This window comes from Priestia sp. JV24, assembly GCF_025910025.1.
In the GTDB taxonomy this organism is placed as follows: domain Bacteria; phylum Bacillota; class Bacilli; order Bacillales; family Bacillaceae_H; genus Priestia; species Priestia megaterium.
The window spans coordinates 51,293-64,589 of record NZ_JAPCIN010000023.1; the positions used below are offsets into that span (position 1 = coordinate 51,293).

At 38.8% G+C, this 13,297-nt stretch carries 13 protein-coding genes; all 13 read right to left on the reverse strand.

Features of this window, described 5'->3' with window-relative positions; all coding sequences use genetic code 11:
• Positions 1–120: 120 nt before the first annotated feature.
• The 13 genes from OK414_RS21525 to yfmF all read right to left on the reverse strand — a co-directional run bounded on the left by OK414_RS21525 (position 121) and on the right by yfmF (position 13,222).
• The gene (locus OK414_RS21525; protein WP_034649274.1) at positions 121–1,038 is read right to left on the reverse strand and encodes a dipeptidase; all 918 of its coding nucleotides are present in this window, start codon (positions 1,036–1,038) and stop codon (positions 121–123) included.
• A gap of 75 nt (positions 1,039–1,113) precedes the next feature.
• Positions 1,114–1,374: a stage V sporulation protein SpoVS gene (gene spoVS, locus OK414_RS21530; protein WP_003181955.1), complete on the reverse strand. Its 261-nt coding sequence runs from the start codon at positions 1,372–1,374 to the stop codon at positions 1,114–1,116.
• A 223-nt stretch (positions 1,375–1,597) separates the two neighbouring features.
• Positions 1,598–2,395, reverse strand: coding sequence for a TIGR00282 family metallophosphoesterase (locus OK414_RS21535; protein ID WP_028410858.1), 798 nt, complete (start codon positions 2,393–2,395; stop codon positions 1,598–1,600).
• Positions 2,396–2,476: 81 nt separating this feature from the next.
• Positions 2,477–4,036 carry a ribonuclease Y gene (gene rny, locus OK414_RS21540; protein ID WP_013058803.1) on the reverse strand — a complete coding sequence of 520 codons (1,560 nt, stop codon included), beginning with the start codon at positions 4,034–4,036 and terminating at the stop codon, positions 2,477–2,479.
• A gap of 280 nt (positions 4,037–4,316) precedes the next feature.
• A complete protein-coding gene (gene recA, locus OK414_RS21545) occupies positions 4,317–5,354 on the reverse strand; it encodes a recombinase RecA (protein WP_013058804.1) in 1,038 nt (345 codons plus the stop codon).
• 199 nt (positions 5,355–5,553) lie between these two features.
• Positions 5,554–6,795, reverse strand: a complete 1,242-nt coding sequence (locus OK414_RS21550; protein WP_034649269.1) for a competence/damage-inducible protein A — start codon at positions 6,793–6,795, stop codon at positions 5,554–5,556.
• Positions 6,796–6,811: 16 nt separating this feature from the next.
• Positions 6,812–7,396, reverse strand: a complete 585-nt coding sequence (gene pgsA / locus OK414_RS21555; RefSeq protein WP_034649266.1) for a CDP-diacylglycerol--glycerol-3-phosphate 3-phosphatidyltransferase — start codon at positions 7,394–7,396, stop codon at positions 6,812–6,814.
• Positions 7,397–7,540: 144 nt separating this feature from the next.
• Positions 7,541–8,524 (reverse strand): helix-turn-helix domain-containing protein, encoded by a 984-nt coding sequence (locus tag OK414_RS21560; protein ID WP_228459493.1) that lies wholly within the window; start codon positions 8,522–8,524, stop codon positions 7,541–7,543.
• Positions 8,525–8,536: 12 nt separating this feature from the next.
• The gene (locus OK414_RS21565; RefSeq protein WP_034649265.1) at positions 8,537–9,328 is read right to left on the reverse strand and encodes a DUF3388 domain-containing protein; all 792 of its coding nucleotides are present in this window, start codon (positions 9,326–9,328) and stop codon (positions 8,537–8,539) included.
• Between the two features lie 213 nt (positions 9,329–9,541).
• Complete coding sequence (locus OK414_RS21570; protein ID WP_013058809.1) at positions 9,542–9,802, reverse strand: DUF3243 domain-containing protein; 261 nt, start codon at positions 9,800–9,802, stop codon at positions 9,542–9,544.
• 65 nt (positions 9,803–9,867) lie between these two features.
• Entirely contained in the window at positions 9,868–10,593 is a 726-nt protein-coding gene (gene ymfI, locus OK414_RS21575) for an elongation factor P 5-aminopentanone reductase (protein ID WP_013084748.1), read from the reverse strand.
• Between the two features lie 63 nt (positions 10,594–10,656).
• On the reverse strand, positions 10,657–11,940 hold the full coding sequence (gene yfmH / locus OK414_RS21580) for an EF-P 5-aminopentanol modification-associated protein YfmH (RefSeq protein ID WP_025750276.1): 1,284 nt from the start codon (positions 11,938–11,940) through the stop codon (positions 10,657–10,659).
• Positions 11,927–13,222 carry an EF-P 5-aminopentanol modification-associated protein YfmF gene (gene yfmF, locus OK414_RS21585; RefSeq protein WP_013058812.1) on the reverse strand — a complete coding sequence of 432 codons (1,296 nt, stop codon included), beginning with the start codon at positions 13,220–13,222 and terminating at the stop codon, positions 11,927–11,929. Before yfmF ends, yfmH begins: the two co-directional genes overlap by 14 nt.
• Between the last annotated feature and the right edge of the window lie 75 nt (positions 13,223–13,297).

A 13,297-nucleotide genomic window follows, 5' to 3' on the forward strand; every position in this document is an offset into this window, starting at 1 on the left:
TTATATTTAATGAATAAGATGAAGTTTTTTAATGATCTTTTCTGCCTTCACATGAGGCATTAGTATATAAATAACTTCTATAAAAAAGAGCTTTTCCAAGAAGAAAAAGCTCTTTTTTTATTAGCTGCATACACGATCAGCAAAGTTTTGAAACAGAAAACGTTTTACCTGCTCCTCAGTGTAATGCTTAAGGAGTTCTTCGATTAAATTCGTATACTGTTCATATCTTCCGAGACGATGAACCGTTTTGTCAATGCCGTCAAAGTCAGAGCCAAAACCAACGGAGTATTCGCCTCCTCTTTCACACATGTAATCAAGATGACGGATCACATCCTCTATTTGCGCTTTGGCAGAACTCGTTAAAAATTCAGGCACAAACGTAATGCCAATCACGCCGTTTCGCTTTATTAAAGCATGAATTTGATCGTCTCTTAAATTCCGCGGGTGAGAACACAATACGTGTGAATTGGAATGAGTAGCCACTACATATTGTGCTAGCTCAATCACATCCCAAAAACCTCTTACCGATAAATGAGATACATCCGTCCACACTTTATGTTCATTATTCAATTCAACAACTTCTCTTCCAAAAGAAGATAACCCTGCGCCTCGAGGTTCTAAAATACCGTCACACACGGCATTGCTATAATTCCATGTCAAACCTACTGAACGTACACCCAGTAAAAAAAGCGTCTTTAAGCGAACTAAACTTGTATCAATGGCATCGCACCCTTCAAGCGTCAGCATTGCTCCTATTTCACCTTTTTTCAAGCTATCTATATCGCGTTTTGAACGAACCCATTTCACACCGGGAAGCGACAAAATATGACTCTGAAACAGCTGTATCATTTCTAACGCAACATCAAAGCGCTGAGCTGCCGGAACTGCTTCTGGAATATAAATAGCGAATAGCTGAACTTTCCCATTTGCTTTTTTTATTCCTTCTAACGTCACATGCAGCGCTGAATCATATGTAAAAGATAAACGTTTATTTAACCAGAGCTTCATCAATACATCACAATGAGCATCAAATATCACAACCCACACCCCTTTAACTCTATACAAAAAGGACCTGTTTGGCTTCTATGCTTTACAGGTCCGTGGTTTTTATAATTATCGCGGCTCTACAATTAATTTAATGGCTGTTCGCTCTTCTCCATCAATTTGAATATCTGTAAAAGCTGGGATGCAGATTAAATCAACCCCACTTGGTGCAACGAACCCTCTTGCGATTGCTACAGCTTTTACTGCTTGGTTAAGCGCCCCGGCCCCAATGGCTTGAATTTCTGCTGCGCCGCGTTCGCGCAGCACGCCTGCTAAGGCACCAGCAACTGAATTTGGATTAGACTTTGCTGAAACTTTTAATATTTCCATATCTAGCTCCTCCTTATTCTTTACAATGTATGATGAGAGATCATTAGACCAATGACTTAATTGATTTCAATGTTACTATATTCACGATATGTCAAACGTATTCCTGCTTGTTTTTCCTAAATATTCAAAAACTTATATTTCTACACCTTTCTTTTTTCTTTTTACGTTTTTGACAAAATAAAAAAGCCAACGTATCGTCTTTCGACACATTGACTTTTTCCCTTTATTCAAAAAACGGATGGTCTTCGTTAATTAAAATTCGCTCTGTTTTTGTTGCTTTCCCCGTCTTTTGATCAATATCGATAACGATTCCACTAAGCTGCGTTCTTCCTTCTTTTGGCACTTCAAATCGAACAGGAAGAGACGTTAAAAAACGCTTAATAACAGCTTCGCGCTCCATCCCTAAAATGCCGTCATATGGTCCCGTCATTCCTACGTCAGAGATGTAGGCTGTTCCTTTTGGCAATATACGATTGTCAGCTGTTTGAACATGCGTATGAGTGCCGACAACAGCGCTGACACGACCGTCCACATACCAGCTAATCGCTTGCTTTTCACTTGTTGTTTCAGCATGAAAATCAATAAAAATGAGCGGAGTGCGCTGACGTGCTTCTTCAATCATTTCATCCGCTTTTTGAAATGGACAATCAAGCGGAGCCATAAACGTGCGCCCTTGTAAATTAATCACGGCTACCTCAAGCTGATTGTACGTAAAATACGTAATTCCCTTGCCGGGTGTACCTTCAGGAAAATTAGCTGGACGAACAAGATTTTTTGCATCGTCAATAAAATCAAAAATTTCACGTTTGTCCCACGCGTGGTTACCAAGGGTAATAATATTAGCCCCTGCTTGCAAGAACTGACGATAAATCTTTTCAGTAATGCCTTTTCCTGAAGCTGCATTTTCTCCATTCACAATTGTAAGTCCCGGAGAGTATTTTCTTTTTAATCTTGGTAAATATTCTTCAACCATTTCACGGCCTGGAGAACCAACTACGTCTCCAATAAATAAAATTCTCATGTAAAAGCTCCTATACTTCATTCTTAATCTGCATCTTCATCTCTACGAAAAAAAATAAAGTGGCGAAACGCCACTTCATTTTTATTTTGCATACTCTACTGCTCTTGTTTCACGAATAACGGTTACTTTGATGTGGCCAGGATAATCCAGCTCATCTTCAATTCGTTTTCGGATATCTCGAGCAAGTCGATGCGCTTCTAGATCACCAATCGTATCTGGTTTCACCATAATACGAACTTCACGCCCTGCTTGAATCGCAAATGATTTTTCAACGCCTTCATAAGACTCTGAAATTTCTTCTAACTTTTCAAGACGACGAATGTAGTTTTCTAATGTCTCACTACGAGCACCTGGTCTTGCAGCAGATAATGCATCCGCTGCTGCAACTAGTACAGCAATGATTGATGTTGGTTCTGTATCTCCATGGTGAGAAGCAATCGCGTTAATAACAACCGGATGTTCTTTATACTTTGTAGCTAATTCAACACCGATTTCTACGTGACTTCCTTCTACCTCATGATCAATTGCTTTACCAATATCATGTAACAATCCTGCTCGTTTGGCTAACGTTTCATCTTCACCTAATTCAGCAGCCATAAGTCCTGATAAATGCGCTACTTCCATTGAATGTTTCAGCACATTTTGACCATAGCTTGTTCTGAATTTTAAGCGACCAAGAATTTTCATCAAGTCTGGGTGCAACCCGTGAACACCGACTTCAAACGTCGTTTGTTCACCAACTTCACGAATATATTCGTCCACTTCACGGCGAGATTTTTCAACCATTTCTTCAATACGCGCGGGATGGATACGACCATCTTGAACGAGTTTATCAAGTGCAATTCTTGCTGTCTCACGACGAATTGGGTCAAATCCTGATAAAATAACTGCTTCTGGCGTATCATCAATAATAAGATCAATTCCTGTCAAAGTTTCAAGCGTACGGATGTTTCGACCTTCTCGACCGATAATTCGGCCTTTCATTTCGTCATTTGGCAAGTTAACAACTGAGACAGTCGTTTCAGCAACATGATCTGCTGCGCAACGCTGAATAGCAAGTGAAAGAATTTCTTTCGCCTTTTTATCGGCGTCTTCTTTTGCACGGTTTTCTGTTTCTTTTACCATTATTGCAATGTCGTGGGAAAGTTCATTTTCAACACGATCTAAAATAATCGCTCTTGCATCTTCTCTTGTTAAGCTTGAAATGCGCTCTAGCTCTGTTTGCTGTGCACGTACTACTTCTTCAACTTTGCTTTCCATCTCTTCAATATGCTGTTGTTTAACAGTAAGAGAATCATCTTTCTTTTCAAGTAACGCTTCACGTTTATCAAGTGATTCGTCTTTACGATCAAGATTTTCCTCTTTTTGCATTAATCGATTTTCTTGTTTTTGAAGTTCTGCTCGACGATCACGAATATCTTGTTCTGCCTCTGTACGAAGCTGATGGATTTCATCCTTCGCTTCTAGTAAAGCTTCTTTTTTCAAAGCTTCCGCCTCGCGGGTTCCTTCATCAATAATTTGTTCTGCACTAGACTTTGCTCCCGCAATTTTAGCTTCAGCAATCGATTTACAAACAAAAAAGCCAACAACTGCACCGACGATTAGGCCAAGCAAAGCGAAGATGATTGTATTAGTATCCATCATTTCACCTCCCCTTGCTATAAACTTGTAAGTTTTAAATTTCATGTCGGCATGTACATCGTATTCACCTTTCAATATACACACAAAGGCTTTTAAACGCTAAAATGTTTTAAAAAGGGAAAATATACATCTTAATTGTAAATCTGTGCATTTTTATTGTCAAGCCTGCCTCTACAGTATATATTGAAATTTCGTATGTTACTTTTCTAGCATTAACAATTTTTACAAAAAAAAGACCCCTTCTTTGAAATAGAGGAGTCTTTTTTTATCTCGCAGCAAATTAAATATTTAAATCGCCTTGATCGTCATCCTCAGGAGCTGGCTCTCCATCTTGGTCTAAACCATGATGTTCACGCACTTGTCCCGCAATTTCCTGACGAATATCAGTATTTTCTTTTAAGAATTGTTTTGCATTTTCACGACCTTGACCTAGACGCTCGTCATTATATGAATACCAAGATCCACTTTTTTGAACAATATCTAGTTCAGAAGCGATATCCAAAATTTCACCCTCTTTTGAAATACCTTCTCCGTACATAATATCTACTTCAGCAGCACGGAAAGGCGGAGCTACTTTGTTTTTCACAACTTTAATTCTTGTTTTGTTACCTACAATATCGTTTCCTTGCTTTAACTGCTCTGCACGACGCACTTCTAGACGCACTGAAGAATAGAATTTAAGCGCACGTCCACCAGGAGTTGTTTCAGGATTACCAAACATAACGCCGACTTTTTCACGAATTTGGTTAATAAAGATAGCGATTGTTTTAGACTTATTGATAGCTCCAGATAGTTTACGCAATGCTTGAGACATTAAACGAGCTTGTAGACCCACGTGAGAGTCTCCCATTTCTCCTTCAATTTCCGCTTTTGGCACTAATGCTGCTACTGAGTCAACAACGATAATATCTACTGCACCGCTTCGAACTAAAGCTTCAGCGATTTCTAAAGCTTGTTCTCCCGTATCAGGCTGAGATAATAATAGCTCATCAATATTCACACCTAATTTTTGAGCATATACAGGATCTAACGCGTGCTCCGCATCGATAAATGCAGCCTGTCCGCCCTGCTGTTGAACTTCTGCAATCGCATGAAGAGCAACTGTTGTTTTACCTGAGCTTTCTGGACCATATACTTCAACTACACGTCCACGTGGATATCCACCTACACCTAAGGCTATATCTAACGCTAATGAACCACTTGGAATTGTAGAAATTCTTTTTTCCGTTTGTTCACCTAATTTCATAATTGAACCTTTACCAAATTGCTTTTCAATTTGTTTTAAAGCCATATCAAGGGCTGCTTGACGATCGTTCACTCAATTTCCTCCTCTATCTCTTTGAAATCATCTATAAACTGCAAACTTACTACGATGTAGTAGCAATGTCGAATTAACAACTTTCTATAACTTACTATACTAGTTTTTGAGTCGTTTGACAAGCAAAAAGCGAATAAATGTTCGTTTGTTATTTTATAAAAAAAAGGCTGTTTTGGAAAAACCAAACAGCCTTTTTTCTTTATTTCTTTATCATCTTTAATACGTAATGACAGCCATAATTAACCGTTCGTGAACGAATCCCCTGGCGGCTTCCAGATAGCTGCAGGCTGTAAACTTGAGGAGCTTGATCTTTATAGGCTACCCCTATATATACTGTTCCTACAGGATGTCCTTCTTGTTTGGAGGGTCCAGCTACACCTGTAAACCCGATGCCAATATCCGTTTTGCATAACTGTTGAATACGCTGAGCCATTTCAGCCGCGCACTGCTCGCTAACGGCTCCGTACTGATTCAGCGTGTGTTCGCTCACTCCGAGAATATTTTGCTTGATTTCATAATGATAGGCGACCAGGCTGCCTTTTACAGCTTCTCCAGCACCTGAAACAGATGTTAAACGTTCGCTGAATAAACCGCCGGTTAAACTTTCGGCTGAAGCAATCGTTAATCCTTGTGCCGTTAATTCTTTTACCAATTCATTATGTAAAGAAGTTGCTTCGTATCCATATAAATACTCGCCTACGCGCTCTGAAATGGTTTTTTCCATTTCGTCTAACATGCGCTGTGCTTCAGCAGCATCAGCGTGCTTAGCAGTTAAGCGAAGCGTCACTTCTCCATCTCCTGCTAGCGGCGCGATCGTCGGGTTGGTTTGCGCATCAAGCAAATCTTCAATTTCCGTCTCAAGCTGTGATTCCCCTATTCCGAAAAAGCGAAGAACGCGTGATTCAATACTTTCTTTTAATTCAAGCTTTTGAGCTAAAAATTCTTGACCATACGATTCATACATTGGATAAAGCTCTTTTGGAGGCCCGGGGAATAACATATAGTGTTTTCCCTCTACCGTAAGCCCCATACCTGGAGCCATTCCGTAATCGTTAGGGAGCACTGCCGAACCTTCTAGCACAATTGCCTGTTTTTTATTGTTAGGTGTCATGATACGATTTGACTGTTTGAAATAGGCTTCAATGCTTTCAAGTGCTTCTGCATTTGTTGTCAGCTCTACTCCTAGCACACTCGCAATTGTTTCTTTTGTTAAGTCATCTTTTGTAGGACCAAGCCCGCCTGTGAAAATAATTAACTCTGCACGCGTTTGAGCTGTAGCAATCACTTCTTTTAAGCGCTGTGCATTATCTCCTACTACCGTATGATAGTAAACATTAATTCCAAGTTCGGCTAATTTTTTCGATAAATACTGAGCGTTTGTATTGGCAATTTGTCCAAGCAGCAGCTCAGAGCCGACTCCAATAATTTCAGCGTTCATCATATCATCTCCATCTTACTTATTTTGAATTAACAAAAGCCTGTTTGTTTTTAGCAAAGTAGTCCCAGCCTGAAATAACCGTAAAAATCACTGAGATCCAAAGCATTACGCTAGCAAATGGAATGGAAACCCATTCAAAAGGCAAGTTATACAACAGAATAGCTGAAATAGCTAAAATTTGAGTCCATGTTTTAATTTTACCTAACATATTTGCTGCTACAACTTCCCCTTCCCCTGCTAGTACAAGTCTTAAACCTGTGATAGCAAATTCACGGCTAATAATGATGATAGCAGCCCATCCTGCACCTGCAATTAAATCTAAGTCAACAATAGCTACAAGCGCAGCTGAAACCAATAGCTTGTCTGCTAGTGGATCTAAAAATTTGCCCAAGTTCGTGACTAAATCGTACTTTCGAGCATAGTATCCGTCTATCCAGTCTGTTGTAGATGCAATAATAAATAATGCTGCCCCTAATAGATGAGCGATCGGAATCTCTTTTCCTGCCGCCTCTACTGTGCCAAATGGTAGCGGCACCAACATAAAAATGAGGAATACGGGAATTAGAAAAATCCGCGAAATGGTAATCTTGTTTGGTAAATTCACTTCTTCTGCCTCCAATTACTGTTACAAACTGAAAGCGTGCAAACGAAGTTGTTTGCACGGCTTTAGTTTTATTATAGCGTGAATGAGTGATTAATTCACATATTATCTTTATTTACACCCTGATCACTTTTTAAAACAGGGTGTTTACTGTGCTTCTGCCGGCTGATATTGAATCGTTACAACTTGTCGAACTTGCTTGGATGAATCAAACGGCAAGTCAACCGCTTTTCCATTTACTTTTAACTCTACCCCAGGTGAATAACCGATGTTGACACGAGCTTCAGTTTCTTTCGTCAAATCAAATTCTTTTGTTTCACCTTTTTTTAGAATGGAGCTAAAGAAAGCATTTCCTTTTCCATTTTTTACATCTAACCAAGTATCTGCTTGAGTGGATGTTACTTCTAGATTAAATGCATCTGTACCGGAAAGAGCATACGTAGCACTTCTGCCTGTTTTTTGAACTTCCTTGTATTCTTGTTTACCGCTGTCTTTCTTTTCTTTTTCAGCTTTTTCTTTCTCAGCTTTTTCTTTTGCGGCTTTTTCTTTTTCAGCTTTTTCTTTTTCTTGTTCTTTCTTATCAGCAGCACTTTGTTCATCTTCTGAGTTGCTATTGTCATTTTTTGCAGTAGTTTCATTCGTTTCTTCCTGCGTATTAGACTGCTGAACTTCGCTGTTTGGAGCTTCTTGATTAGCCTGCTCCTTGTTTTTATCCGAGACGATATTTTGAGCGATTACCCAAATAATAATCCCAACAACTACAACTCCCGCCACCACTAGAACAGTTGGAAGGTAGTCATATGCTTTTGAAACTCCTTTTGTATGCTGAGGAATTTCTTTGCGGCTGCGAACGCGCGAAAGCTGCTGCGGCATGTCTTCTGTTTGAGTTGAAGGAATGTCCGATTTGTATTCTTCAAAAATAGCATCTGTGTCCAACCCAATTGCTTCGCAGTATTGCTTAATAAACGCTCGTACGTAAAATTTCCCGGGCATAACCTCATAATTGCCTTCTTCAATGCCAAGTAAATAGCGTTTTTGAATTTTCGTTAGTTTTTGTAAATCCTCTAACGACAATCCTTTGCTTTCTCGTTCTTGTCTTAACCTTTGTCCTAACTCTGTCAATGCTAACACCTACCAATTATGCTAAAAATCAAACATCGATAATCCACCGTCTTGAAACATTTGAGGACCTTCCATTATTTCATATGTAATTTTCTCATTGGGGTCGTTTCTTATTTCAATAATGTAGGCAAAATCATCTAACGAATACTCGGTATTTTGTACAAATACATCCGGATGCTCCACAATTTTTGTCGCGGGTACATTCATTATTTCTCGTACAAGCTGCCAGTGCTTTTCATTCGCTCGTTTTGTCGATACAATCCCGTCAATAATAAAAATATTATCGGCGTTGTATTCGTCAGCAATAAGCTGACTGCGAATCGTTTGTTTTAAGAGTGTAGAAGACACAAAAAGCCACCTTTTGTTCGCACATACGCTAGCTGCTACAATGGATTCGGTTTTGCCTACTCGCGGCATACCTCGAATGCCGATAAGCTTATGACCGTCTTGTTTAAACAGTTCCGCCATAAAATCTACGAGCAAACCTAATTCATCTCTTACGAAACGGAACGTCTTTTTATCATCTGCGTCCCGCTGAATATAGCGACCGTGACGCACTGCTAACTTATCACGCAATTTAGGCGGTCTCATTTTTGTCACAATGATATTATCCATTGTTTTCAAAATAGATTCAAGCCTGTCTATTTGCTCATGTGAATCACAGCGCAGCAATAATCCACGGCGAATATCATCCACTCCATTAATTGTGACAATATTAATTGACAACATTCCAAGAAGCGATGAAATATCACCTAAAAGACCCGGACGATTTTTTTGTATTTGATATTCTAAATACCACTCAATTTTCTCCATCAAACCCCTCCCATTTCTTGGCTGGCCTTCGAGAGGTGCCCCCTTTTTTTCACCTAGTTTAACTATAAATGATTTCCATTATATTATAAACCCTAAAGACAAGTAGTTCTACATTTGTTATGTATGTAAGCGCTTATTTATTTGTACTATTTATTTCTAAGAAAAAAGGAGCTCTCACACACGGTGAATTAGCTCCTTTTTAGAAACGATAACTTATTTTACTGATCCGTTATTTTGAACTAATTTCACCATGCTGCTCGCAATCGCATGCTGCTCTTCTTTAGAAGCAACGCTCCAAAGGTCTGCTAAAATTCGCTCTTGATCATTTTTTGCATCAACTTGGTTTGCTAAATATCCACCAATTTGATAAGCAAGATCATGAATAACTTCTTCTTGCATTCCTTCGTTTTGCGCATGATGTAAACGGTCGCCTAAAAAATCTTTCCAGCTATCCCAGTTTTCTAATACTGACATGAGTAGCCCTCCTTAAGGTTTATTCATATCATAGTTTGTACCTTGTTTTTGATTTTATGCACACTTTATATGTACCAGCCGCCATTAACCGATAATATTTGTCCCGTTATGTAGGAAGCTCGTGAAGATATTAAATATGAAACCGCCTCTGCCACTTCTTTTGGATATCCTATTCTTCCTAAAGGGATCTCTTCAGCCAGCTCTTTGACCTCTTCTTTTGAATAGCTGGCCATCATATCCGTTTCAATCGCTCCGGGCGCAACTCCATTTACTCGAACCCCACTTAGTGCAACCTCTTTTGCCAAAGCTTTTACAAATGTATTTTGTGCACCTTTCACCATTGAATAAAGGACTTCAAATGAAGCTCCTGTAAGTCCCCAAATGGAAGAAATCATGATGATTTGTCCGCTTTTAGCACTAATCATTTTAGGTAATAAAGCTTTGGTAATAACAAAGGGAGCCGTGATGTGAAGATAGATCATTTCTTCAGTTTCTTTTGCCGGAGTATCTGTCATTAACCCGCTAACGCTTCGTCCGCTGTTATGAATAATAACTTCTACCGGAACAATAATTTCCTCTAAAAACTTCTCCACTCCCTCTTTACATGATAAATCCGCTTGTACCGTAAACACCGTTTTTACCTTTTCAGCAAGCTCATGTGCAAGCGCCTCTATTCTGTCTCTTCGTTGATGGTAATGCAAAATAAGCGAATATCCATCCTCAGCCAATTGCTTAGCAATCGCTGTGCCAATTCCTCCGCTTGCACCTGTCACAAGGGCAAATTTCTCCATAACCTTCTCTCCTTTACATGCAAAAAAGCTGATGAACATCAGCTTTTTTGGCAACAATCATCTTTATTTAGGTACTACTTCACAAACCGTAAAGTTCTTTTCATCAATAATCTCGTTTAGCACATCTTTTATTTCGTTCACCTTCAGTTTTTCCAGCGTTTCAACAATATCAAATAAATTCATATCATTAAATGCATAGCGTGTAAACTGATTAGCGATAAACTCAGGTGAGTTTAATGAACGTAAAAATCCGCCGATTTTCTTTTTACGGATACGCTCAAGCTCCTCTTCTGTTAGTGATTTTGTTTTCATTTCAAGTAAAATTTGTTTAACTCGATCATACAGCTGCTCCGGTTGGTCCGTATCTCCTCCGATAAGAGCAAAACCAAATCCTCTTTCCTCCGTATAATCATAAGCAAATGTTTCATCAATGAGCCCGTCTGCATATAACTCCTCATAGTACGAAGAGCTTTTTCCAAATGCGTAATCTAAAATAATATTCATTGCTAACTCATATTTAAGCATTTCTCCACCTGAACGCTGCGGATTTTTCGCTTTTAGACCCACCATACATTTAGAAGACTGCACCGGCATTTTTAGTACTTGTTTTTCTTGATCCACCGTTTCAGGCTCTTCGTCAAAATGACGCTGTATGTCAGAGATTTCTTTATAATCTTTTTTCTGCTGATTATCTCGAACTTGCTTCATTACTTTTTCCGCATCAACAGGACCTACAATGAACAACAGCATGTTGCTTGGATGGTAGAACGTTTCATAGCATGTATACAGCAAATCTTTATTAATATGTGAAATCGATTCGATCGTGCCGGCAATATCAATTTTAACAGGGTGGTTTTTGTACATATTTTGAATGGTGCCAAAATACAAGCGCCAGTCCGGATTGTCGTCATACATTGTAATTTCTTGACCGATAATGCCTTTTTCTTTTTCGACCGTTTTTTCTGAGAAGTACGGCTCTTGTACAAAGTCCACTAATGTTTCAAGGTTTTCTTCAAAATTTGACGTACAGCTGAATAAGTAAGCTGTGCGGGTAAAAGAAGTAAATGCATTGGCCGAAGCGCCTTGTTTACTAAACTGCTGAAAGACATCCCCGTCTTCTTTTTCAAATAATTTATGCTCTAAAAAGTGTGCGATTCCGTCCGGAACTTTTGTCATTTCATTTTCATTTAGTGGTACGAATTGATTGTCAATCGATCCGTAGTTCGTTGTAAAGGTAGCAAACGTTTTGTTAAACTCCGGCTTTGGCAAAATATATACCTGCAGCCCGTTATCCATTTTTTCATGATACAGCTGTTCCTGAAGCTGCGAAAATTCAATTTTCTCCATTTTCTTCACCGCCCGTTCCTGTTAAGAAATAAATTGTATCCATTTCAATTTTCTCAGCCACTTTAATAATTTCCTGCTTAGATACCGCATCAATATGCTTTAAGTATTCGTCAATTGAAATGTCTTTGCCTGTTAATTCATTATGATACATAACCTCTACTAGTCCTCGTGGAGTATCCACCGTTTCAAGCAGCTGATTGTGAATGACGGCTTTTGTTTGAGCGATTTCGCCGTCTGTGAACGACCCTTGCTTCATCTCCTGCATTTGTTCTTTAATAATGGTCACGGCTTGGTCGTAATTTTTAGCATCAATACCCGACATGACCATCAGTAATCCCTTATGACTTTCTACCCTTGAAGCGGCATAATAGGCTAAGCTTGCTTTTTCACGCACATTGATAAATAGCTTAGAATGTGAGAAACCTCCGAATATACCGTTAAATACTTGCAGAGCAAAATACTGTCTATCTCCGTATACAACATTTGTGCGGTAGCCAATATTTAATTTCCCTTGTTTTACTTCTTGTTTTTCCACTACTTCATTTACTTTTGAGATATCTTTAGACGTAATAGAATCTTCAATGTCTTTTTGCTCGCGCTTTGGTAACGTAAATGTTTCTTTTACTGTTTGTAAAACCTCTTCGACTTGCAAATCTCCAATAGCATAAAGGTGAATGGCATCTTCTTTTAACACCTGCTGATAATAGGCGTACAAACTTTCACCTGTAATTTCTTCCACGTCGTCAATTTGACCGTTTACATGTAAAGAGTAAGGTTCTTCTTTACACATTTCTTCGACTAGTCTTAAATTAGCATAGCGCATTTTATCATCAAATACGGCTTGAATTCTCTGACGAAGCGAACGCTTTTCTTTTGTCATAATATCCTTTAAAAAAGAGTCCCCTTCAACTGCTGGCTTTAATAAAATATCGCCAAGAAGCGCTAACGCTTTTTGCAAAAGCGGAGTTGAATCTTTCAAATATTTTTCATTCGCTATATCAATGCGAATCGTAATATCGTGGTTATCACCTTTTTTTGTTAAGTCTACTTGTAAAGTAGCACCATAAAGCTCATCTAAATATGTACGAAGCTTTGTCGTAGACGGCAGCGACTCGGTAGCGCTTTGAAGCACATAAGGTAAAAGGGCACGCATTGTCACCGTTTTCTTATCTAAAGGGGCATTTAGTTTTAAAATGAACGTGTTTGTTTTGTACTTAGCTGTTTGAATGGTATGAACAGTCAATCCTTCTAGTTCATGTTTTTGTTCAGTCAATAATTTCATATATAAACCTCCTTTTAAATTTTGATGTATTAACTAGACAATACTTCTATTTTGAATCTTTAACGCTAATTTTAG

Excerpts from the sequence above, each read along its gene's own strand:
- spoVS (WP_003181955.1), bottom strand. The coding sequence starts at position 1,374 with ATGGAAATATTAAAAGTTTCAGCAAAGTCTAATCCAAATTCAGTTGCT.
- OK414_RS21535 (WP_028410858.1), bottom strand. The coding sequence starts at position 2,395 with ATGAGAATTTTATTTATTGGAGACGTAGTTGGTTCTCCAGGCCGTGAA.
- rny (WP_013058803.1), bottom strand. The coding sequence starts at position 4,036 with ATGGATACTAATACAATCATCTTCGCTTTGCTTGGCCTAATCGTCGGT.
- OK414_RS21550 (WP_034649269.1), bottom strand. The coding sequence starts at position 6,795 with ATGATGAACGCTGAAATTATTGGAGTCGGCTCTGAGCTGCTGCTTGGA.
- OK414_RS21565 (WP_034649265.1), bottom strand. The coding sequence starts at position 9,328 with ATGGAGAAAATTGAGTGGTATTTAGAATATCAAATACAAAAAAATCGT.
- OK414_RS21570 (WP_013058809.1), bottom strand. The coding sequence starts at position 9,802 with ATGTCAGTATTAGAAAACTGGGATAGCTGGAAAGATTTTTTAGGCGAC.
- ymfI (WP_013084748.1), bottom strand. The coding sequence starts at position 10,593 with ATGGAGAAATTTGCCCTTGTGACAGGTGCAAGCGGAGGAATTGGCACA.
- yfmH (WP_025750276.1), bottom strand. The coding sequence starts at position 11,940 with ATGGAGAAAATTGAATTTTCGCAGCTTCAGGAACAGCTGTATCATGAA.
- yfmF (WP_013058812.1), bottom strand. The coding sequence starts at position 13,222 with ATGAAATTATTGACTGAACAAAAACATGAACTAGAAGGATTGACTGTT.